The 23300-nt window shown below is 59.8% G+C and carries 18 protein-coding genes; 1 reads left to right on the top strand and 17 read right to left on the bottom strand.

The genetic code is table 11. The features are described from left to right. Nucleotides 1-106 precede the first annotated feature (106 nt). The 5 genes from EYS21_RS22725 to EYS21_RS22745 all read right to left on the bottom strand — a co-directional run bounded on the left by EYS21_RS22725 (nucleotide 107) and on the right by EYS21_RS22745 (nucleotide 6202). Complete coding sequence (locus EYS21_RS22725) at nucleotides 107-946, bottom strand: SDR family oxidoreductase (RefSeq protein WP_131135506.1); 840 nt, start codon at nucleotides 944-946, stop codon at nucleotides 107-109. A 159-nt stretch (nucleotides 947-1105) separates the two neighbouring features. Further along, the gene (locus tag EYS21_RS22730) at nucleotides 1106-2263 is read right to left on the bottom strand and encodes a substrate-binding domain-containing protein (protein WP_131135507.1); all 1158 of its coding nucleotides are present in this window, start codon (nucleotides 2261-2263) and stop codon (nucleotides 1106-1108) included. A gap of 1004 nt (nucleotides 2264-3267) precedes the next feature. Further along, nucleotides 3268-4608, bottom strand: a complete 1341-nt coding sequence (locus tag EYS21_RS22735; protein WP_131135508.1) for an FAD-binding oxidoreductase — start codon at nucleotides 4606-4608, stop codon at nucleotides 3268-3270. A 263-nt stretch (nucleotides 4609-4871) separates the two neighbouring features. After that, on the bottom strand, nucleotides 4872-5567 hold the full coding sequence (locus EYS21_RS22740) for a TetR/AcrR family transcriptional regulator (protein WP_131135509.1): 696 nt from the start codon (nucleotides 5565-5567) through the stop codon (nucleotides 4872-4874). Between the two features lie 158 nt (nucleotides 5568-5725). Beyond that, nucleotides 5726-6202, bottom strand: a complete 477-nt coding sequence (locus EYS21_RS22745; protein WP_165478390.1) for a nuclear transport factor 2 family protein — start codon at nucleotides 6200-6202, stop codon at nucleotides 5726-5728. Nucleotides 6203-6735: 533 nt separating this feature from the next. Between EYS21_RS22745 and EYS21_RS22750 the strand changes: the two genes are divergently transcribed. Next, nucleotides 6736-7668: a zinc-binding dehydrogenase gene (locus EYS21_RS22750; RefSeq protein WP_131135511.1), complete on the top strand. Its 933-nt coding sequence runs from the start codon at nucleotides 6736-6738 to the stop codon at nucleotides 7666-7668. Nucleotides 7669-9288: 1620 nt separating this feature from the next. Here EYS21_RS22750 and EYS21_RS23875 read toward each other — a convergent pair. The 12 genes from EYS21_RS23875 to EYS21_RS23525 form a co-directional block, all read right to left on the bottom strand. Then, complete coding sequence (locus EYS21_RS23875) at nucleotides 9289-10182, bottom strand: cytochrome b/b6 domain-containing protein (RefSeq protein ID WP_242633578.1); 894 nt, start codon at nucleotides 10180-10182, stop codon at nucleotides 9289-9291. A gap of 720 nt (nucleotides 10183-10902) precedes the next feature. After that, nucleotides 10903-11871: an electron transfer flavoprotein subunit alpha/FixB family protein gene (locus tag EYS21_RS22760; RefSeq protein WP_131135513.1), complete on the bottom strand. Its 969-nt coding sequence runs from the start codon at nucleotides 11869-11871 to the stop codon at nucleotides 10903-10905. A 10-nt stretch (nucleotides 11872-11881) separates the two neighbouring features. Beyond that, nucleotides 11882-12658, bottom strand: coding sequence for an electron transfer flavoprotein subunit beta/FixA family protein (locus EYS21_RS22765; RefSeq protein WP_131135514.1), 777 nt, complete (start codon nucleotides 12656-12658; stop codon nucleotides 11882-11884). A gap of 76 nt (nucleotides 12659-12734) precedes the next feature. After that, the gene (locus EYS21_RS22770; protein WP_131135515.1) at nucleotides 12735-13496 is read right to left on the bottom strand and encodes an SDR family NAD(P)-dependent oxidoreductase; all 762 of its coding nucleotides are present in this window, start codon (nucleotides 13494-13496) and stop codon (nucleotides 12735-12737) included. Nucleotides 13497-13603: 107 nt separating this feature from the next. Then, nucleotides 13604-15217: an SMP-30/gluconolactonase/LRE family protein gene (locus tag EYS21_RS22775; RefSeq protein WP_131135516.1), complete on the bottom strand. Its 1614-nt coding sequence runs from the start codon at nucleotides 15215-15217 to the stop codon at nucleotides 13604-13606. A gap of 26 nt (nucleotides 15218-15243) precedes the next feature. After that, nucleotides 15244-16161 carry a VOC family protein gene (locus EYS21_RS22780; protein WP_131135517.1) on the bottom strand — a complete coding sequence of 306 codons (918 nt, stop codon included), beginning with the start codon at nucleotides 16159-16161 and terminating at the stop codon, nucleotides 15244-15246. A 21-nt stretch (nucleotides 16162-16182) separates the two neighbouring features. Next, on the bottom strand, nucleotides 16183-17166 hold the full coding sequence (locus tag EYS21_RS22785) for an alpha/beta hydrolase (protein WP_131135518.1): 984 nt from the start codon (nucleotides 17164-17166) through the stop codon (nucleotides 16183-16185). A gap of 44 nt (nucleotides 17167-17210) precedes the next feature. Then, the gene (locus tag EYS21_RS22790; RefSeq protein ID WP_131135519.1) at nucleotides 17211-18821 is read right to left on the bottom strand and encodes a bifunctional 3-(3-hydroxy-phenyl)propionate/3-hydroxycinnamic acid hydroxylase; all 1611 of its coding nucleotides are present in this window, start codon (nucleotides 18819-18821) and stop codon (nucleotides 17211-17213) included. A 221-nt stretch (nucleotides 18822-19042) separates the two neighbouring features. Beyond that, nucleotides 19043-21055 carry a 3-hydroxyacyl-CoA dehydrogenase NAD-binding domain-containing protein gene (locus EYS21_RS22795; RefSeq protein ID WP_131135520.1) on the bottom strand — a complete coding sequence of 671 codons (2013 nt, stop codon included), beginning with the start codon at nucleotides 21053-21055 and terminating at the stop codon, nucleotides 19043-19045. 65 nt (nucleotides 21056-21120) lie between these two features. After that, a complete protein-coding gene (locus tag EYS21_RS22800; RefSeq protein WP_131135521.1) occupies nucleotides 21121-22035 on the bottom strand; it encodes a cyclase family protein in 915 nt (304 codons plus the stop codon). Then, nucleotides 22032-22868: an enoyl-CoA hydratase-related protein gene (locus EYS21_RS22805; protein WP_131135522.1), complete on the bottom strand. Its 837-nt coding sequence runs from the start codon at nucleotides 22866-22868 to the stop codon at nucleotides 22032-22034. The genes EYS21_RS22800 and EYS21_RS22805 overlap by 4 nt, the downstream gene beginning before the upstream one ends. Before the next feature lie 252 nt (nucleotides 22869-23120). Next, nucleotides 23121-23300: hypothetical protein (locus tag EYS21_RS23525; RefSeq protein WP_207307865.1), on the bottom strand; the 180-nt coding region annotated here is incomplete at its 5' end.

A 23300-nucleotide genomic window follows, 5' to 3' on the forward strand; every position in this document is an offset into this window, starting at 1 on the left:
TCGTGGATGTCAGCGACGATGTATCCCGCGTGATATGGCATCTGGAGCATAGTAACCAACCATTCGTTTGTTTAGTGCGAGCAAGCAAGTAATAGAGGGCGTGCGATCAGTGAGACAGTTTGGTTGAAATCTCCGCGAAAGTGGTGCTGATAGCGGCGTCGGCCCACTCGTAGACGTCTGTGCCGCGCAACACTACTTCGGCCCCGCCGTCGACATAGAGCATTTGGCCGCACATATGGCTGTTTTGCTCGGACGTAAGCCAGATGAGCGCATCCGCAATCGACTCTCGCGACTGGTGATGGTTCAGCGGTGTTGGCACAATCGCATCCATCATGGCCGCGCCATCCACGGTATGGAGCAATCCTGCTGTCATCGGAGTTTCGACCAGGCCTGGTGCGACGGCATTGAGGGGAATGCCTGCGCCCGCCCACCCAGCGGTGGGTGCTTCGCGGCGTAACCAAAGGGATATTGCTCGTTTGGTGGACTGGTAAACCAGATTAGCCACGCGTTCGTCCAGCGTCATCTCCGCTGCAACCACCAGCGCAGCACCCTCATTATCAGTCAACAGCGCCTCGACTAATCCCGGGTGATTCGGGTGAACAGACGACACTGAGGAGACAAGCGCGGCACGCGGTGCGGTCGACTGCGCCAATACCGGACGGATTCGGGTAAGAAACTCCGTCATGCCAAAGTAGTTCACGGAAGCCGTCAGCGGATTCGGCAGCGCGATCCCCGCACAAGCAATAACCGCATCCACAGATCCCGAAGCTGCATCGACGGCAGCGTCCACCGCCGCCTCCCGGCCGGCAGCCGTCGACAGATCGCCCTGTACCTCAGTACCCCGCAAATCCACCCCCACGACGGTCGCTCCCTGCGCGCGCAAACGGTCGGCAGTTGCCTTACCTATACCCGAACCGGCCCCGGTAATAATGTACGTACGATCCATGATCATCCCTTCTGCGCGTTTCGCAGCCGCCCTAGGCCCGCTGGCAACTCCGTGGCGGGCTGATCGCGGGCGTCAACTACCCTGAAATCTCTTCGTGCGGGAAACCGGGCGTAACACCACAAGCGCGTAGCACCCGGTCTCCCAACGTCACGGATGCAGCTACTTCCCTGCCCATACCGATCTGTAGACGGCTTTATAGTCGAACGGCACCTGGTACGGCTTTCCCGCCGCCGGGATGGCATCTGGATTGTCGGTGTTCACTGCCGCTTGACCCACTCCCTGCGGAGCCGCGGTCACCCCATTGAAGAATCGGTTGAGGTTGTCCATCGCAGCCCACCCCTTGAAAGTGTCATCAGCAGCACCGGGCCACGTCAGCTTTCCGCTGCTGACAAGATCGGTTGCCTCGGCGATTCCCAGCCCTCCGGCCATGCTCGCTTTACTGCCCGCTTCGTTCATCGCTGCTGCGCCACCAAGGGTGCCGTACATGAAGTCAAACGGCAGGAACACGCCATTGGCGTCGGGGTTTGTGACGAGTGAGGTCCTGAAGTTTTGAATCCACGGACCGTTGGGGATGAGGTCCGTGCCGGGAGAATTGATCGACTGAAGAATCATGCAGCCACCGCATTTCGCGACCTCCTCCTCGAAGCCCGTGGCGATTGCATGTTCCAGCGGATCCGGCCCGTCCGTTGAGATTGCTTTGAGATTGCCGTTCGTTGCTGCGATGAGGAACCAAGCCGCGCGCCTACCGTTGTCCTTCCAAAATTCTTCTATGTTGTCACCGACAGTCTTGTTGACGGCGTTTGGGACCGTGAACAAAGGGTTATCGTCGGCGCCATTGCAGTTCACCCCATCAACGCTGATAACGGGAACGCCCTGGTCCTTCGCTTCTTGCAACGGCTGCTGTGCGACCGAGCAACTGAAACCCTGGATGTAAAGGGCATCAGGATGGGATGCCAGGGCCGTGCGAATCGCGCTCGCATACCCGCCGGCGATATTCAGGTTTCCGTCCGCGTAGTTGTAGTCCCAACCCAACGCGCTGGCAGCTTCCTTCGCTGCCTCCGCGCCCGAGTTACAGGGTGACCCGCAGTTGATGACCCACACCGATTTGTCCTTCGCCGCCGCAGGGCCGTCCGAGGGCGGTTCTGCCGATGTGCCCTCGTATAGTTCGGCGAGCGAGGGGAAGTCCGCGTTGCCGCCACTGGCGGAGGGTGGTCCGGAAGGTGCTGCTTCAGGCGAGCCTGACGAGCAGCCTGCCAGCAGAAGGGCCAGCATCACTGCGACGGCTGCGGACAGCCTTCGCACTTTCGTGAATCTCATCTTGCTTCCAATCTCTGAGTAGTTAAGTTCACCCCAAGTGGGGTCGGCCACCCGGGCTCATCGCCGGATCCATTTCCCAGCCCACACAGCGACCTGTAAGTGACTTTGCTGTCGAACGGCACTCGGTCACTCGGTACTGCTCCCCGTGTAGTCCACGGACCTCTGGGTATCCGCTGTTCACACCCGTCAGGCCAAAACCGGCGGGACTGCGTCCACTTCGTTGAAGAAGCAGATGAGTTTGTCCATCGCCGCTGCTCCTTGAAGGTGTAACAGCGGGCTGCCACGTCTGCCTGCCGTCGCTGATGAGGGTCTCCGGTCAGAGTCCTCGTCGTGCCGCCACGATGGCTCTTCTGACCGCATTTGCACCGAGGCACATCACGCTTCCGCGTTGTGGGACTTATCACGTTCTGTGCACGCTAGCACTGAAAGGCGCATCAAACAACCGTACGGTTGTTAAGCTTTGGGACAAGTTTCGCCGACTTCCTGCGTTCTCGGTGCTCGGGCCCATGTCTACGAGCCCGGTGAGGGTCTTGGCCAAAGCAAGATGACCGCGCTTCTCGAGGGCGTGGGGACGGCAGAGTCTCGCGCCCGGTCTAATTGGTTACGCAAAGCGGGCCAAGGGTTTTTACCCGAGTAACTGCACGGTGGGCGGGAGCCGCTAAACGGGCAAACATCTTATGAGCGCACACGATCGACAAATACCTAAATTGTCACCGCCCGTACGCGGAGAATGGTCCAACTCACGAGTCAGGACCTATATATTGGCAATTTAATGTCCTAGGAAAAGGTTTTGATATCGAGGCTGCCCAACGGCGTCGACCGCGCGCTTATAACCTGTCGCGTGTACCGGGGAGGGGTCCCCTATTTCCATGTTGACGGTGTGTGCCCAAGCAGCAATCAGAGGAGGAGTCCTTGCCCATTGGACAGAAAAGTTCAGGAGCCACTGACCACGCTCTACTGATGCACAGTCACAGTGAAGAAAGCACGGAATGGCGGGGTACTGGTTACTCAACGCCGGGAAAGGCGAAGAATCGCCTCCCCCCGTCGTGCTTGTCGCGGAGACCCTCCAGCTTCTTGAGCTTCGGCTCTGTGAGTGGTCGGAAGAAGCGACGTCCAAGGTTCTCATCGTTGAGCTGCACACCATTGGACCAGGGCTCCAGCGCCCGCATATTGTCCGTTACCCACGCGATAGCCCTCTCATCGTCCGAGGCGTCGTCATAGATCGCATACGCGGAATAAAATGACGGCCCAGGAGAGGAAACAGCAGCGGTCTGATCGTCATCGGCGGTCCACAGCCACCAGAGAAGGTACGATCGGGGCGACGGCAAGTTGTCGACGATCGGCGTCAGTCCAGGGACTAGGTCATCGATCGCCGCACTCGTCCACATGTTATCGACTGCATACCTGTAGCCAGGTGGGTCGATGAAGTCATTAAGTGCGTAGATCTCCTCTATCGTCGTGGGCCTGGCGTCGCCAATCGCAGCCTCCTCCACAGGACAATCCGTCAGCGGGTGGAGCGCGGCAAGTGCGTCATCTTCGCTGTCGGCAAATACGGTGGCTGCGACCAGCACGCCGACATTAATGATTGACGGATCTTCCATGTCAGGAAAGCCTCCGATCAGCAGGTACAACTCAACATCGTCGTCAAGCTTGTCTGATACCGTCAGGCCCCACCGTAATGCATCCTCCCATCGCGACAAAGGAAAAGTGACGGATAAATTCATCCCCACGGTGGGACGCGGGTAGACGTTGAGGTGGAAGCTTGTAACGATGCCAAAGAACCCAGCGCCCGAACCCCGTGCCGCCCAGAAATAGTCAACGTTCTGGGTCTCGTCAGCACGAATTAGATCGCCCTGCGGGGTAACGACGTCAATCGCCCGAACGCTCATGCAGGACTCACGCTTACCCCCGGCAACCCCATAACCCCCACCTAGCAGAAATCCGCCTAACCCCACTGACGGGCAGTGACCGGTTGGAAAAAAGAGACCATGAGGAGCCAACCTGGCGTTCAGCTGCTCTCCTTTAGTCCCCGGCCCCACCTGGGCAATATTCGATTCAACATCTACGTCAATCGAGTTCAGTGCGGAGAGATCGATGAGCACCCCGCCGTCACGGAGACTGGAGGCAGCCCAAGCGTGACCACCCGAACGGGCGGAGACCTTCAGATCGTTAGCGGCAGCCCACCTCACGACCCGGGCGACCTCTGCTTGATTCTTGACCTTGACAATCACGTCAGGAAACCGGTCAGGAACATTCTGCTGCCACACAATAGCCTGACGCGCTTCCTCGTAGTCGTCCTCGCCACGAGCGACCGCGAAGTCCACCAAGTCCTTCACATCATTCATCCATCAGGTCCTCTCTGACCAGGTAACGAAGCATCATGCGTGCGCTCACTTTACCCTACGGTCGTTTGAAAAGGGACCCTGATTCCTTCTACGAAAGAGCAACCAAGACGTCACTGGTCGACTGCATTAAGTGGGCGCTCTGCACACGCTTCAAGTCCGAACATTCCTGTAAATCCGCACTCCGAGTCCGTGGCGAACGCACGTCGTTGCTCCTTAATCAGGAAAGTTGCCGGTAGTTCCGGCGGGCACGAGCCGAGTCAACCTCAGGTCGGATCAGAAAACGCGATTGAAGCGGACTTGGGGGAAAGCGGGCCCCGCGCGTAGCTATGAGGCATGATGGAGTCACCGATGAGCGCTACAAGCGCCGCTACAATAGAATCATCGTCAAACTTATGGCTCGAGCGCCGGCTTGGCCAGAACCTGACGTTATTGACGGCACCGATAATGAAGCGCGTCAGCAGGCGCTGATCAATGTCATCTCGAATACTTCCGTCAGCTTGACCCGCAATCACCTGCTCGCTGATATCGCGTTCGAATGCGCGGCCCCAGCCTGCGGCAGCAACATGCCGCTCTCCGCTCAAGTGCTTCATCTCCGTGAAGAAAATATTCGCGCGCTCGATATTCGCCAGATACCACTCGCTTAGCCGGCGTACGTAGAGCAAGAGGGTTTCCACCGGCGGTAGGTCCAGCTCGATCACGGCCCGGTGGATCTCCCTCGACTGTTCGTGGGACTCTTCAAGGATGCGGAAGAGAAGCTCTTCCTTGGAGCTGAAATAGTGATATAGGCTGCCTTTCAGGACACCGACGCGCTCCGCAACCTCCTGAATCGACGTCGAAGCGTAGCCTTTCTCGGACATAACCGAGATGGCTGCAGCGATTACGTTGTCGTCCCGGTTATAGCGCTCTCGGGTTCTCGCTGGTTTGTCTTGTGAGTTTCGACCAGTCTTGGCGGTCAGCATTATTTCTCCTAGGATGGGCTCCACGCAAGTTTGATCCGTGGAGATTTTGTCAAGGTTCGCCGGTCGGGAATCGACTCGCGTCAGAAAGGCTGAGCGAATGTCTGTCACCCGGTCATTTGTTGTAAACCAGTCGAAGGCAAGAGAGATGGAAACCGCATCTAGTTCGGCCTGACAGTCCAAACAGCGTGATGACGAACAAATTTCGCCATGGAGACCTTCCAGACACCGTTAACCTTTTTGTATTTCTCCTCGTAATGACCGTAGCCCTCGAGTTTGGAATAACGAAATTCAATTCCATCTGGAAACCAGATCTGATCGTTTAACGACCATATGCCGGTGGCTGATTCCTCATCCACAATATCGATGTCCGGCATGTGCCCGTGATGGGATGTAACGGCGTCACCAAGAGCATCCCTTGCCCACTCCGCTGCTTGTATAGCGCCTTCGACCCTGTAGACGTGATGAACGAGTTTGTCGACGTCTTCTCCAGAGTCCGACTCTGTAAAGTCGAAGATGATATCCTCGGTGAAATTCGCGGCAAAGGCGTCCCAGTCCTTTTTATCGAGTGCTCGAAAATAGCGGGACTTTAGCTTCTTGATTTCTTCCACTGCAATAAGACGTTGGAGGTCGTCCAAGCACCTCTCCTCTCGACGTTTCCCCATCCGGGAGGTACACTTAGAATTTTATCGCCACGTCCCTGCCCTGTCAAACAAACGACCGAATCATTGTTGCCCTGGGGCCAGGCGGCTTCGCCCAGCAAGTGCGCGGCCGCGAATTGTAGTAGGCCACGTGTTCGCCCAGTGAGTGGAAATGCTACTCCGGCGGCCCGCTGCTGGCGGACAAGCACCATGGCGTGCTAGTCTCGCGCTCATTGGGCACTTCCGCCCAGCGATAAAGATATGGCTCGCGTATCTGATGCAGATTTCGAGCTGACTTTGTGCAAGAGGAAACAGATCATGCCGGCGGCGGAGTGATCGATCCCACCAGGTTGGTTCGGTACTGGTGGTTGGTCCGCAGCCCCTCGGTCTTGTTCTGGACGTGGACTTGAGCGCTCTGTCTCACGAACCGCGCCTCCCCACACCCTTCAGTCATACCGAAACCATAAAGACGCGAGCCGATATCGGTGCGTCTACGGCTCGAGCTGATCGCCGAGCAGAAGGAGAAAACAATGAAAGCATGGCGTTTTAGCAATACGGATGCCCCACTCGAGTTGGTGGAATTGCCCAACCCTGAGCCGGGCATTGGCGAGGTGCTCGTCGCCGTGGGTGCTTGCGGGATCTGCCACTCCGATGTGGGACTGTTCGAAGACAGTAAATGGCTCGACATGATGAATCTGCCCGTCGTTCCCGGCCATGAGATCGCCGGTAAGGTTGTAGCTCTCGGTCCAGAGGTCACCACCTTTTCTAAGGGAGACCGCGTCGTGGTGTGGTCGATTGGGGAGCTCCATGGCTACCTGAGGGATGGCGGATTCGGGCAGTACATCGTGGCCCGCGCCGAGAACCTGGTTCACGTACCCGATAGCGTTGCACTTGAGCGTGCGGTGTTCGCGGAACCTGGGATGACAGCCCATGCCGGCGTCGTCAGCGCGGGACAGGTGAAGCCGGGGCAACGCGTAGGGATCATCGGATTTGGCGCGCTAGGAAGGATCGGCGCGAGGGTGGCTGTGCTCAGTGGCGCAGAGATTTACGTGGCCGAAGTAAACGAAAGCGTATGGGAGGCTGCTCGAGAGATCGGCGCACGCCGCGTGGTGCGCGACGTATCCGAATTGGCGGATCTGGAGTTGGACTTAATTGTGGACTTCGCTGGCTTCGGTTCCACCACAGCAGGTGCGATCGGTGCGGTACGGGAGCGTGGACGAGTCGTTCTAATCGGGATGGGCCGCTTGGAAGCGACGATCGATACTTACCAACTCGTGTCCAAGAATGTAACCCTCGTGGGCAGCGGTGGAGGCAGCAAGAGCGATATGGAAGCGGTCCTTGCTTGGATCGCTTCCGGTGACATCGAGCCGGTGATCTCCCCGACCGACTTCGACGGCATCCCGGACGGAATCAGCCGGCTCGCCAAAGGAGAAGTCCAAGGGCGTCTCGTCGCAATGTACTGAGTCCCCTCTGCAGGAGCAGCAATCTAGGGGGCGTCCTCACACTTCTCTGCCGGCGCGCGGGCGGCGTTGGTCCATGTGTGTGCGTCAGTGCTGAGCAACACTGCTTCCGTCGCCGTCTCCGTAGAGCTCCCGTGCGCACAATCGGCTGTTCTGCTCGGACGTAAGCCAGATGAGCACGTCCGTAACTGACTCGCGCCATGGTGACGGTCGAGCGGTTTCGGCACAATCACGGTCATCATCGCCGCGCCATCAGTAGTGCCGATTACTCCTGCTGTCATCGGGGTTTCCACCAGGCCCGGAGCGAAGGCTTTGCGGTGCGAACGACTGCGCCCATATCGGAAGGATTCTGGTAAGAAACTCCGTCATGCCAAAAGTAGTTCAGGGAAGCCGGCAGCGCGATACCCCGGAACGTCGACTGGGCTGCTCGGCTCCACTTCGGGAAGCGAAATCAAGTGTTCCGAAAGGAAAAAGGTGCAAGGGCGGATATGGCTTCGTTCCCTTCATCGTCTGCGTCGACTACGGCACAGGGGAGGTCTTGACCGCCGTGTCGCGTCCGGGCAACACCGTGGCCACTAGCGCAAAAGAACCACATCAAGGTCTTCGCCCAGCTACCGGACGGCTTCTATGACCAGCAGTGAAAGCTCATGGTCGCGTGGATCACCGACAAGCAGTACTGGCAGCCCGCGCTCGACCAGGACGGCGACGCAGGCACTGACGCGTGGGTCGCGAACGCCGCCGACGTCCTCCGGCTCACCGACTAGTACGAACCTCTACCTGGTGGGTGTTGAGCCCAGACACCCCAGGGCTCAGGCGACACTGGCAGAGGCCACCTAATACCCGACGACACATGAACATCAGCCTTCCACAAGCATCAGTGAACTAGCGTCATTCATGGAGGAGCCAACCGGAAGACCGCGCAACGCGTTCCAAGCCCCGCGTAGAGTTGCGCCGAAGAACAACCGGTGGCCGCGTGTCCAGCGAAATCCTCCGCAGTCCAATTGGCCTGTGGGTGTGTTGCGCTGCAAGTCTGTGACGCTCGGAAAGTGGGCCGTTGTGGCGGCTTGAAAACTGAGCCGCCCGTTCCGAACGATTGGGCGAGTGATCACTGGAGGAATGGGCGCTAGCTCGGCGGTTGGGTCCTCCTGCGTGCGAGTCGGCAAGGTCGATAGCGGCGCGGTCGGCATGCCCAAAACATCGTTGCTAAGCGGTCAGCGCTGACGGTCCGCCTATTTATGTACGGGCGCCTCGGGATTCGGGGGCTGTGGAGCCGGCAAATCGCGTCGCTGAGGAGAACCTTCGGATGCCTGCCACAATCATGGCCGGGCGGGCGGGCTGGCTGGTCCGGGTCCCTGGCATAGTCCAAGAAAAACGTGGTCAGGATCCCTCGGAGTGTGGCGAGAACTCGAATTTGTAAAAACACTGGCCGACCGGCTGTCGCGTAGTTGGCCTGCAGATCGCCGTCAAGCCTACCGATTCTGACTGGGCAAGTCCCAATGGCACTGACCTCCAGCCCCAACGAATCCGAGCGTCGAATAAAGCATGGGGAGTATGGCAGGCTGCTCGCATTCATGCCTGTCTGCACTCCCTAAAAGCACGGGCGTAAGGCGTGTCGGCTACGCGTTAGCGCCCGCTGACTTTGCCAAAGATCTGGGCAAGGGGTGCCAGCACGATGGGCTTGGCGGCGAACCATCCAGCTGTAATCAGTACGAGGGAGCCGAAGAAAACCCAGAATCCAACCCAATTCACGGAGTCCTGCCCGCCATACATGTGGTTGAGGTTGCGAAGCGCGCCGGTCGCGACCACCAGGGTGACGTGAACGACAATGAAAAACGTAAAGTAGAGCATCACGGGGAAGTGCACCGCGCGTGCCCATTCGATCGTGTACACCTTGTTCAGCCGACGTGCGTTCTTGGGCCAGAACCCCGACATACGTATGCCTGTGATAGCGGCCAACGGCGCAGCGACGAAGATTGTCGTGAAATAGGCGATTACTTGCAGGCTGTTGTAGTTGACCCACCCGTTCTCCGTCGGCCAGTTCAGTGACAGGTACTGCAATGCCGCCGAAACCGCGTTCGGGAACACATCCCAGCTGGTCGGAACCACTCGCATCCACTGCCCCGTTGCGAACAGCAGCACGACGAAGACAAGACCGTTGACCAGCCATAGGACGTCCAGGAACTGATGGAACCACAACGAAAGACTGATCTTGCCGTGGCCGTTCTTGGACCCTCGCGGTGTCCAAAAAACTCGCGGACGTTTATCCGCGCGCGCCTGCCACCCGGTTCGGATAATCAGCACCATGAAGAACGTGTTGAAGAAATGCTGCCAAGCCAACCATCCAGGAATCCCAACAGGTGCGGTGTCGGGCAGATGCGACTCCCCCGAATAGGTGACGAGGAAATCCCGAACGTCGCCGAGCGAGACGAACCACCGCGCCACAAGCACCAGCAGCGCCGCGGCGACAAGAAACCCCACGCCGCCGACAAGGCTCTTCCGTGCGCGCTGAGCACCCACGGCTGATCCGCGGTTATTCGGCTCGGGCGGCGGGACGTCCTCCCTGCTCGAGAACGCCTTCGGCGACACTCTCAGAGTCGATTTCATCGGCGTGAGCGGTCCCTCTGAGGCGGCGACGACTGATTCCAGTGGAGTAGCCGCAGGCTCAGTGGAGACGACCGACGCCGCCACACGTGGGGACGATTCGACAAGCTTAGTCTCCGGAACTGCGGGCGTGGGCGAGGCTTTGGGGTTAGGCGGCACTTCCATGGCAGGCCAGGGCTCGTTACCAACAACACGCGGGAGCCCACGGCGCAGCGGCGCCGAGCCGCCAGGGACAGCAGCCGGTTTTTTGACAGACTCTTGGGCGTGTTCGGGGGTGAATGGCTCCGGCGCCGGTTGTTTTGCGGTCGGTGAGCTCGTCTCGACTATTCCCGCGGTTGCGGTGATCGCACGGAGTGCTGAAGGACAGGGTTCGCCACCGGGAACGCGTGGGAACCCCCGACGGCCCAAATAGAGTGCCGACTCGGTGGTCTGCATTGCAGCGGTAGTTGCTATCCCGGGGGGTGAGTCTAGCGAATCCAGAGAACCCGAGGCGGGCCCATCGACAGGTCCTGCAACTGTCACATGCTTACGGACCTGCAGACGCTCAGGGGCGGACCCGGGCGAAGGCCAAGGTTCACCACCTGGGCGCCGTGGCAGACCGCGACGCTTCATTCCCCTATGCGTGACCATAGAACTCTAAGCCTTCCGCGCTTGCAAAGCCGCGATCAATTGCGGCACCACCGTGAATACGTCGCCGACGACGCCGAAATCCGCAATCTCGAAAATCGGGGCATCGCCGTCCTTATTGATAGCAACGATCGTCTTTGCTGTCTGCATACCCGCCTTGTGCTGTATCGCACCCGATATGCCCAAGGCGACGTACAGCTGGGGCGACACTGAGACGCCTGTCTGCCCCACTTGACATGTCTGCGGCACATACCCCGCGTCAACAGCAGCTCGCGACGCGCCGACGGCGGCTCCCAGTGCGTCGGCCAGTTGGTCCACGAGCACAAACTCTTCCTTCGACCGCAACCCGCGACCGCCCGACACCACGGAGACCGCCCCACGCAGCTCAGGACGGGACGAATTGACCACCGATACGTCCACGGACTCGACAGACGCCGAGCGTCGCCCGGACGGCGGCACAGTCAACGGCTCTACCACCACTTTCATCGCCACTGCCCGTGCCTCAATGGCGCCTTGACGTACCGTAATTACAGGCGTACCCCAGGTTGCCGCTGAGTCGACGTTGTAGGCGCCCCCATACGCCGAATGCTGACCTACGAGCCCCTCGGGGTCGCGTGCGATACCGACGGCGTCCACGGCGAGTGTCGACCGCGTGCGTGCTGCATACCGGGCGGCGACGTCGCGGCCTTCAATCGAGTTGGACACCAGGATGGCGTCGGGGCGAACGCGAACCGCCGCAGCGGCCAGGGCATCGACTAGTGGTACGGTCAGTCCAGCGTCCACAGGGGCAATCAGGACCGAAGCCGCGCCCAGCGCCGCGGCGTCCGAGGCAAGCTCGTTTCCTTCGGCCACAATCAGCGCTATCGGGGTGCCAACAACCGCTGCGGCCCCAAGTAGCGCCGCGCTGGAACGGGCAAGCTCACCCGTCGGCATCACATCGAGATGCACCAGGATCGCATCTTCCGGGTATGCAGCCATATCGATCTCCTTACGTCAACTGGTTCTGGATGAGAAAATTCGCGAGCTGCTCGCCCGCATCGCCCTCGTCGACTATCTTCGTGCCCGCTGCGCGCGGAGGCTTCTCCGAGAGGGCAATCACAATGGAGCGAGATGCCTCAGGATCTTCGGCGTTTACGCCGAGGTCGTTTAGCGATATCGTCTCGAAGGGCTTCTTCTTCGCCGACATGCTGTCCTTGAAGTTCGGGAAACGTGCATCCGGCAGGGCTTCAGTGATCGAGACTACCGCCGGCAGCTCGGCTGATACCCGCATAGTCGCACCGTCGGAGGCGCGCATGCCGGACACTGCAGCATCCGATATCGCGACCGAACTTAGCGATGACAGTTGTGGCGCATCCAGCAACTCGGCGATCATGGCAGCGATCACACCGCCCGAACCGTCCGTTGACTGATTCCCCGCAATCACCAGATCGAAACCGATCCGGGTGAGTGCTGCCGCGAGTACCTCGGCGGTCAGACCCAGGTCGGCACCTACCAGCGCATCATCGACCACCTGCACGGCGGACGCTGCCCCCATTGCCAAGCCCTTACGCAGCGTTGCAGTCGCCCCCGACGGCGCCACCGAAAGGACCACGACTTCGGTGCCCGGATTATTGTCGGCATAGCTCAACGCGAGCTCGAGCGAACGCTCACAAACCTCATCCATGACCATCTCACCCGAAGCGCGATCCGCCAGGCCTGTCTCCAAATTCAACTTGCGATCCCCGTACGTGTCGGGGACTTCCTTGACCAAGACGACAATTTTCATATGGCTCCCCTACTGGTTCCTAACCCAATACTACCAAACGATTGTTTGATTGTTAATCATAACCAGTATAAATGCTTCAATCGATCGAGTCTCCGCCGTCGGCCACGATTGTGGCACCGACGACATAACTGGAAAGCTCAGACGCGAGCCATACGACAACGTTTGCGATCTCACTAGGCTTTCCGAAGCGGCCGGCCGGGATGGAGGCGGTCATGTCTGATCGGATTTCGGGGGTTGTAGACGACGAGAGCATTGGCGTATCGGTCATGCCTGGAGCTACTGCGTTGACACGAAGCCCACGGGGGGCGTAGTCAAGAGCAGCAGATTTAACGAAGCCGAGTACAGCATGCTTACTCGCCACATAGGCGGCGAGACCTGGGGCCCCCACCACTCCGAGTCCCGAAGCTGTCGCGATGAAGGACGCGTTTCCGGACTTCACTAGCTCGGGAACCGCCGCCTGAAAGGTCACGAACAGGCCCGTAAGGTTAACCTCGAGTACCCGACGCCAGAGATTCAGCGGGATGTCGCCGGCGGGGGAGGCTGGTTGGGAAACACCAGCGTTTGCATGGACGACATCGAGTTTGCCGAATTCGGCGACAGCGAAGGCAACGGCAGCCCCGATATCGAGGGGACTTGTTACATCCCCTCGAATACAACGGGACGAGCCCGGCCGGAGGTCGTTAGCCATGCGGTCGGTTTCGGCGAGGGCGTCCTCGTCGACGTCACAGCCAACCACGCGGGCTCCATGCTGCACCAGGGCAAGCACAGACGCGCGCCCGATTCCCTCACCCGCACCAGTGACAAGGGCAACTCGTCCAGTCAACAAATTCGACTCCATAATTTCTCCATTCGTTTCGATTGAACGAACCTCACGCCAGCCAATCGCTCGTTGCGAGCAAGTCGCGTCGGATGCCAGGTCGATTCAGGCAGGTCTGATCAAGGTATTTATTGATCGCGCTTCACTGCGATGATGCCGCCTGAGCCGTCACAACCCACCACGACGGAACCGTCGGGTGCAATGGCCAGATCGGCGAAGGGAAGCCATGGACCCGGGGCGAGCCCTGGGAGCCCTGCGACTAAGGTTTCACCCACCCCAGGAGCAGGTCCGACCGGAAGATCTGTGGCAATTACCGAACTCGGGATCCGGCCGCTAAGCGATACATAATGCAGTGCCCTGCCCCTGCGGTCGATCACATACACGTCGTCGCCGGAAACGGCTACGCCGTGAGGTTCGCTCAGTCCCTCGAGCAGAACTTTCGAGGTGCCATCTGGGCTGAGGTGTCGGAGTCGTCCTGACCCTGACTCGGCCGCTATCACTCCACCCTGCCCGGTCACTGCGACGCCCATAGGCTGCTCGAGGCCAGTTGCGAGAACTGCCACGCCTGTCTCATCGACTCGCAGGATCTCACCGCTTAGCGATGCCGCGGCGATTATCGCACCGTCTGGCGTGCTGGTGATGCCCATCAGCCCCTTGATCTCTGTCGCCAGAAACTGTGCCTCGCTTCCTGGCGAGTAGAGTGCTATGCCGCCGGTCGTCGTCCCGAGCGCGAGGCGTCCGTCCGCGAGATAGGTGACTGAACGCAGCACTCCCGGAAACCCTGGGGTGCTTACAGAAGCTGGCCGATCGGGCACGCCGGTATGGTTCAGGATCGCGTAACTCAGAGCATCTGCAACGCAAATGTTGCCATCTGCTGCGACGTCGATACCGAACGGTCCCACGAGACCAGGACGGACAAGGGTCGTCGCGGTGCCGTCCCGGTCTACACCGGTTATGCTCCCGTTGAGCTGATTGGATACGAACAGCCGGCCGTCGCTGCGGAAGGCCAAGTTGTCCGTGCCCTTCGGCAGAGTTGCGACGACAGCGGTTGAACCTGACATTGGGTCCACCCTCACCACTTCACCGCCAGCGAGCGATGCGTAAAGCTCGCCTTGAGGGCTGAATTTGACCGCGGTCGGGGCGGTTAATCCTGAGGCTACGCGCTCCGGTGAACCCCCATCAATGCCAACTCTCCACACTTCCCCCGCAAAGACTGACGGGTAGTAGAGGTGAAAGTCCGGTCCCACCGCTAAGCCGTTAGGCCAGTCCACGCCTTCGGCGATTATCCTTCGTTCACGTCCATCGGGGTACAGTTCCATGATTCGTCCGAGCGGACGAAACTCATCTACGAACACCCGGTTGCCGTGGGTCGTCACTCCGTTGGCCGAAGGAACATCGGCATCCAGAACTCGAACCTCACCGTCCGGATGCCGCATACTCACCCTTCCGAGGGCGAACTCCGTAACATACATCGTGCCCACGGCGTCGAAGGCTAGATCGTCGGGACACTCTATGGGGTCGTCGGAGCGGCTGATGTTCCGTACGGTCCCGTCACGACTGTCGATGGCGCTTATCTCGCTTCCGTGCCCTTCAGCGACATAAATATCACCATCGGGTCCGAAGACCAGGCCATTTGCACCGACGAGGGAGCTTGGAGGCACCACTTGTCTCCAAGACCATCCGCGTGCGACCTTGAGCTGGCTGACGATGTGCCCGCCGTATCGCGTCGTAAATTCGTTCATCTCGCTGCACCTCTGATCGACAACGGCTATCGTTGAGCGATCGGTGCATGTGGTGCCATGAGTTTCTGGAAATCTCCCGGCATTTCGCCCCAGAGATTTCCACCACGCGGGTCCTCTACGCTCCAGTGGCGGGGCTTCCACCCGTCGCCGGCGATCTTCTGCATGTCGGCATAAACCTCTACGAGCAAACCATCGGGCGCTACGTGGTAGCTGGCAATGTTGTCGCCGCCGCCATGGCGGCCAAGTCCCCACATGTATCCAAGGCCCGAGCGTGCGAGTTGGTCTCCCAAGCGTCCGAGGTCAGCCGTGCCGGGAACTTCCATAGCATAGTGATGAACCCCCTCGATCGGTCCGCGTCCTACTGCAATGGTGTGGTGCTCAAGGTGGCACCTCAGGAAGCCGATGTAGGGATCTTCGGGGGTCCCGATCCAGTCGGAGGCCTTGAATCCGAAGACATCAATGAGGAACTCGACAAGCCCCTTAACATCCTGCGTCCACATGAATGCGTGGGCCAGCCGGTGTGTCATCACACCCTTTGGTTGGTAGTCGCGCTCTACCTGTTCCATCTCCACGTAGGTGTCGATGACGTGACCGGTGGGTGCGACGATGCGCAGAAGTTCCGGGATCCCGGGCTCACTGGTGACAGACTCGTCGATCTTGGCCCCGATCGCGATGGCGCGCGCACGGATCTCGTCCAACGCAGCTTGATCCTGGGCGATGAGACCGATGTGGTCGAACTCAGGGCCCTCCGATCCGCCTGTGAACTCCATGATGTGGTGATTGCACTGCGGCCAGACAGATGGGTAGGGGCTTCCTTGCGTTACGTACGCGGTATCTCCGATGCGCTCGACTTCGAGCATCCCGAGCACTTCGGTGACGTATTTGACGGAGACATCGACGTCCGGGACGCGGAAGGCGATGTGACCGATGTCGGCAATCAGCATGTGATTTTACTCCTGTAGGTTCTAAACGGCGCCCGTTGCCAAACCGGCCACGGGGTCGAAGGGGTGGTTGTTGTAGGACAGTTGGCGTTGGATGAATCCTGCTATGCCTGCCAGAGCCCGGACGAGATTTTCGCTCTCGGGAGCGAGACCTCGGTTGAGAAAAATATGTGGAGCGTCCGGGTACACTGCGAGCTCCACGACGCCGCCGGCCTTGGCGTATTCCCCAGCGAACGTGAATTGACGGTCCGTCGAGACTCCGCCCATATCGTCGGCATCACCGTGGACAAGAAGCAGGGGCGGCGTGAGGATGTCCGAGCGCGATGAGACGATGTGTAACGGGCTCAGCGCCGTAACAGCTTTCACCCCTCCGAAATACTCGTGCAGGCCGTAGAAATCGAGTTCTCCGACCTCGATCCCGGGGGCCGCTTCTGTAACGTTCGCGTCCACCATCATGTCGACCAGGTCGACGGGGGATCCGGAACAGATGATGTATGCGAGGCTGGCATCGATTGAATCTGCTCCGGCAAGAGGCAGCGCCGCGAAGGGTGCGTTCTGCCCCAACATTGCGTTAATCAGAACGTTGTGGGCACCGCTGGAGACGCCCAAGGCACCGACGCTGTCGGCACTCGCATTGAACTCGGCAGCGTGTGCCTTGAACCATCGGATGCCATAATTGACGTCGCTAAACGTCGCCGGATAAGGAGCGTGGGGACCGTCAACGCGTGTAAAAGTCGTCGTTGGAGGCGCTTGGCGGAAGTCGAGTGACACAACGACGATGCCGTGCGAGGCGAGCTCGAGATCGATAGGGCGCTGTCGCGTACGACTGAATAAACGCCATCCACCGCCGTGGACGTCGATGAGCATGGGGAATGGGCCCTGACCGCGCGGCTGGAAGACCGTAGCGGCGAGTGAAACCCCGTCCACATTGAGGTATTCCACGTCGTGGCTGTCGACTTCGAACCTCGCGGCCGGGTCGTAATGAAGCGCGGATTTCAGATTGGACATGACGCTGTTGTCTCCTTCTTTGAGTTTCGAGAAGCTTCGGGTGCCTAGCTGGCGTGCGCCGCTTCGTGCACCGCGCGTTCGTGCGATCCGCTCAGCTGCCGTCGCAGTTCACCGACGAGGAACGCCGCGTCGTCGAGCTCGTGCATAATCCCGAATACGTAGAAATCCGGCCGTGCGATCATTCCCACAATGTGATGTTCGTCGAAGTAGGCGGCATATGATCCGTCGATATCGGCTGCCACCCCGTCGCTCTCCATTGCGCCGACACCGATAACCGTGCAGTGGATCGCCTCCAGGAACGCACGGTCCTCGTCTGAGAGGGTTGCTCGGACGTCAGCGTCGCGTACGATGAGTTGGAATCCCCAACTGAAAACGTCGTCAAATTTTCCCTCACGCCCGCCAAAGGACACCCGCCCCTGGGGGGCGAGTTGGCCCACCGCTGATTCATTGGGTTGTTTGAAAAGAACGCCATCGTCGATGTCGGCGGCGGGTGGTGGTGGCGGTAGCACGGCGCCGTCCAGCAATTGCTTGTCGCGCGTTCGGGCTTTCACCGGATCCAATTCCATGGCCCATGCGCCGATTTGTTCGGATACAGTAACCACCTCGCGGACCTGAGGGTAACGCTCGACGAAGTACATGTCGAGCAATGATGGATCGCTCAGGCCCCGAAGAACAAGGTCGAGCTTCCAGGAGAGATTCACGGCATCGCGTAACCCTGAGCAGGCTCCCTGAGCAAGGAACGGCGTCATTGTGTGAGCGGCGTCGCCCGCTAGCAGAACTCGTCCCTTTTGCCACGTGCGGGCGAGCCTGCTCTCAAATGGAAAGAGCACCGAACGGTAGATCTCGACATCGTCCCGGGTCAATCCGTGCACGCGCTCAAGCACCTCATAGCCGGCGTCAAACCCCATCCGTTCGTCGTGCGTGCTCGCTGGGTCGGCGTAGAACTCGAAGCGCAGGCGGCGGTCACCGATGGGGATCACCGCGAAGGCCCGCCCCTCTGGGGCGGCCATAATCACCGATTCCCGCATGTCTTCTGACAGTCCCCAGAATTTCGGCAGAGTGCGTTTGCGCACTGCGTCAACGCAAATCCAGGCGCTGCGAAAATCGGAGCCGTCCCTCATGATGCCTGCGGACTCGCGGACAGCGCTTCGCGCTCCGTCCGCGCCGATGAGATACTTGGCTTGGAGCGTCATAGTGTCCGCTGGATCGATAGAACCGGTCTGCCGCGCCTCCACCGTGACGCCGTTTTCGTCCTGTGTCCAGGACTGCACTTCCCATCCCTGGTAGATGGTGGCACCGTGCTGACGGGCCGCGGCGTCCATCGCGTCCTCGATGTGGGGTTGGTACATCGAAATATGGCTCGGGTACCCACTGATCGCCATCCGATCGTGGTCCATTTTCAGAATGAGTTGTTCGTCCTCGTTCAGAAGCAGGGTGCGCTTGAGTTGGTGCGAGTCGCGAAGTGCCTCATCGACGTTGCCGGCGGCCTGGACAATCCTCGCTGACTCCCCGTCAATGGTGCAGAGGCGCGGAAGTCCATACAACGAGGGCCACCGTTCGATGACACAAACACGATGGCCGAGCCGAGAGAGCAACGATGCAAAAGCCTGCCCGGTCGGGCCGTAGCCAGAGACGATAACGTCAAAGGGTTCCATATATGCGCTTCCTCCACGGAGCTAGACACCGTTGTCAAGTGTCGTTTCGTGAGGTTTCGAAAAACAATCCACCAAACGACTGGTTGTTAGATTAGCATCAAAATCGAGACAATTCCACTCTTCGTCGAGCTTAGGCCTCCGAGGCGTAATCCTCAGGGGCAAACGTGCTCAAAGCTCCGTCGTTTCCCGACGGGGCCATTGGAGCATCAGCGCCACCGACATTAGGGATCCGGCGTTCTGACGGCATCGAGAGCGATGCGTATGTCCTCAGGCACGTCACCCAGAAGAGCTGGTTCTGCGATGGCGAACACCATCGGGTCGGATTCAAAGACGGCTTTGAGGATGCGAACGATTTCCTCTTCGTTGAAGCTTGAGAGGTAGCGAATGGGGCCGCCGAGCCAACGGGGGAACCCGAAGCCTTCCGTCAAAGCGACGTCGATGTCGCTGGCGCGGGCGGCAACGCCGGCGCGCAGCAGAACCGCCGCCGCGCACAGCATCGATCCGAGCACCCTGAATTGGATGTCCCGGGCAGTGATCGCCCGCGGCGTGATTCCCTTTTCAGCACGGGCGGCATCGATGATTGTGGCTACTTGGGGATCAGGGGTCCCTCGAGCCGCACCGTCGGTATAGCGATACCAACCGGCGCCCGTCTTCTTGCCAAAACGGCCGAGTTCGCAGAGCGTATCGGGGACAGTGACATAGCGTTGACGGGGGTCCCGGGTCGCGGCGAGACGCTTCCGGCGCGCCCACGCAATATCAAGGCCTGACATGTCCCCTACCGCGAAAGGACCGATCGGCAGACCAAGGTCGCGCATCGCCGCATCGATTTCCTCCGGACTCGCCCCGTCCTCCATCAGGAACTCGACTTGGCAGCGGTAATCCGCGTAGACACGGTTGGCAACGAATCCGTCCCCCACACGCGCCGGAATCACTGTCTTTCCGAGTTTGAGTGCCAGCGCTCCGAGTGTCCGGAGGGTCCCGTCACTCGAGGATTCCGCACGCACCACCTCGACCAGCGGGTTGCGCTCAGCCGGGTTAAAGAAATGGAACCCGGCGAACCGTTCTGGACGCTTAAGAACGCTGGCAATCTGATCGAGGTCGAGATACGACGTGTTGCTGGCGAATATAGCCTCATCGGATACCAGCGGTTCCAAATCTGTGAAGAACTGCCGCTTAACCCGCATGTCCTCGAATATCGCATCGATGACGAGATCAGAATCGGCGAGATCGCCGAGCTGGTTCGTGGTTACAATCGTGCTCCTTGCCGCCACCCGCCCCAAAGCGGACTCGTCCAGGTCGAAGACGGTAACGGAAAATCCGTAAGCGTCGAAGAGCCGCGCGACCGCCGCACCCATTGTGCCGGCCCCGGCCACTGCGACCCGATCGATTTTTCTTCCACTCTCCAAGGTGCGCAGGTCTCTGGCAGCCGTCCGCTTGGCGAAGAACAAATAGCGGAGATTCGCTGCCTCACGGCTATGTCGAAGTCGGTTGAAAATTGCTCGCTCTTCCGCAAGCGCCTCGTCCATTCCGAGGGTGAGGCCGCGGCACACCATGGCGATGGCTTCGAGCACATTCGGTCGTGCGCGCCCAGCAGCGCGTTGGGCCACGCCGTCTAGGGCTACCGGATCGAACTCGGGAACCGGTAGATCACGGATACGCCGCTTGACGCCCATTGTGGAAGCGCATTCGGTGGCAGCATCGCGCAGCATGCCAGGTTCGACGACCTGGTCGAGTATTCCCAGTTCTTTTGCCTCTCCGGCGTCCACGCGCCGCGCCGATGCGACGAGATCGATCGCGGCGGCAGGACCGATGAGACGTCCAGCTCGGACGGTACCTCCAGCGCCTGGGATCATGCCGAGTGTCACCTCGGGGAACCCCACTACCGCACTAGTGTCCCCGATACGCGCGTCGCAGCCGAGCGCGAGCTCGAGCCCTCCACCGAGTGCAAGCCCATTGATTGACGCGATGACGGGCACTGGCATCGCTTCGATGACAGCAATAACGCCCGTCAATTGCGGCTCCTCGATTGGGCGGTCAAGCTCACTAATGTCCGACCCTGCATAGAAGTGGCGTCCCGACGATTCAATTACCACGCCGCTGAGGTCCGCAACAGCCGCGGCGCTGAGGAGAGCGTCTCGAAGGTCACGGCGGAGCGTGGCATCTCCGGTATTTACAGGCGGGCTACTCAGTGTCAGGATCGCAGTCGATCCAGACCATGACGTTTCAACGGGCATTGTGTTTCCTTCCAGACGTTGAGGGCCCGCGCGGATCTGCCGCGGGCTGGGGGCGTTCAACTAAGTCAGAGGATCGCCATCGCATTGGCGGGCGAGCTGACACCTCCCGCGACATGCAGTGGTACGGAGACGAAGAAGAATTCCCATCGCCCCAGGCGCTTGCAAGTTTCGCTGAGTCTATCCAAGTCAAGCAGCTCGAACATCGACATTCCGAGCGCAGGCAGGAGGCGACGATGCAGAGAACCGATCTCGCGGGCACCGGGTGCGCACTCCACGGCGGGGTTGTCGGCTCCCACCGCGGCGATTCGGTGATCCCAGAGCCATGCGGCCATGGTCTCATCTGCTCTCAGACCGTTCCAGCTCGTGGGGGCTATCCGATTGGACACCGAGTGCTGCAAATAGCTGGACGCCCACCCCGTCCGAATGAGCAGAACATCGCCTGCTCGGATTTCAACCCCCTGCGCTTCGGCCACGTCGTTGAGGAATCCGGTGTCGTACATTCGCCCATCGAACGGCGACATGCCTTCGCTGATGTCGCGTTCAGCGAGATCCAGCAGAACACCGCGGGCGGCGATGCCTCGCGATGCGACATGTTGGATACCAATTCGCTCACGGGCTTGGGATAGCTCAAGGAGTCCGCCGAAGTAGCCGAACTCACGGGCACGAATGTGCGCAAGGCCGTCAAGTTGGGATGAGGCCTGTGGGTTGAACGAATCGATCAGGTCCTCGGCCTCGTTGACGCTCGGCTGCAACACCGTATGGGTCATTGGCAACCGCCCGAAGAGCGGTGGATCGAATGCGTTGATGGGCAGGTTCAGGGGTATTGTGGTGCCTGTGGTGACGAGTCGAGCGGCGCGTGTCACATCGTCTGGCTCAACGAACGAAAGAGTCCCTATGGGCGATGACAGAACGTTCCAGGAATGCCTGACGTCGAGGCCCCCAAGTTCCGGAAGATCCGAATATTGTGGCAGTGTGTTCACTGCGCGTCTTCTATGTCTGGCAGCCCGTTGTCACGGAACCGCTGGATCGCACCTTTGAGTCCAAGTTCTTTGATCCAGGCTTGGGCGAGAGTGACCTCCGGGGTGAGGTGAAGCAGTGCATCGGTCTCGGCTCCGGTTCGCGCATAGGTCAGCAGTCCGTCCATTTCGACCACTCGATTGATCGCCTCTTTTTTTAAGCGGAGGAGGTTGCCCGGCGTCCTTGCTATCGAATAGGCCAACTCTCGGACGTACGTCTCAAGTTGGTCCGCCGGGACAGCCTCTGTGGCCCATCCCCAATCCACGGCCTGGGTGCCCGAGATGCGTCGGCCTGCGTCGAAGGACATGAGCTTCGCTCGTTTTGGCCCCACCAGGTGCACCCAGAGCGGAGACAGGTATCCGCCACCGATCGGCAGCGATGGAGACGACTGGATCGATGCATCCCCGGCGACGATCGTTATGGCGCATAGGGATGCCAATTGCGTACCGCCGCCGATGCAGTGCCCGTGGACTGCGGCGATGATCGGCTGCTCATGGCGCCATATCCGCGTCCACAGTTCGATATTGGACAACAGCCTGTCGCGGTCTTGCACGGGCCCGCGGGCTGATGCGTAGCCGATCTCTTCGGCATCGGGAGCCACATCGTATCCCGCGCAAAAGGCGCGGCCGGCGCCGCGTATGACTACTAACCGATTCGCCGTTCCGCGCAGGCTCTGCAGCGCATTATCAAGATCGGCCAACAGTTGATCGTTCATCGCGTTGAGGCGCTGTGGCCGGTTGAGCGTTATCCACGCAACGGGCCCATCTTTCTCCAGCAGAATGCATTCATATGACATAAGTGACTCGCATAGGTCGGGACCCGTCTCCGGGTTGAGGTGGCGCCCTTGACCGAGTCCTCGTAGGGAACCGGTCAGGTGTCGGGCCAGGATGGCCGCAACGGGCAGTTTGGCGGGACCAAAAACTCAATCATTCAGTCCACACTTCATAAGTCGTAAAAACCGTTGATCAACCAACCGATTGGTCAAATGAAATTTGTGAACGGCTGGTTCGGGATCGCTCCGGGCTCAGAGCCATCCCGAACCCGCAGCTCACAGACGGTTGCGCAGTCCGCCGATGATCTCTTGCGCCATTAGCATGTGGCGCAGGTAGTAGTGCAGGCCCATCTCCCACGTGAACCCCATTGCGCCGTGCACCTTAAGAACCAGTTCGCCCGTGTCGATGCCCCGCTTGCCGACGCACACCGTGGTCTTCCTCACTCCTTCGGGAGA

The sequence above is a fragment of the Arthrobacter sp. S39 genome, from assembly GCF_004320525.1.
Lineage (GTDB): Bacteria > Actinomycetota > Actinomycetes > Actinomycetales > Micrococcaceae > Arthrobacter.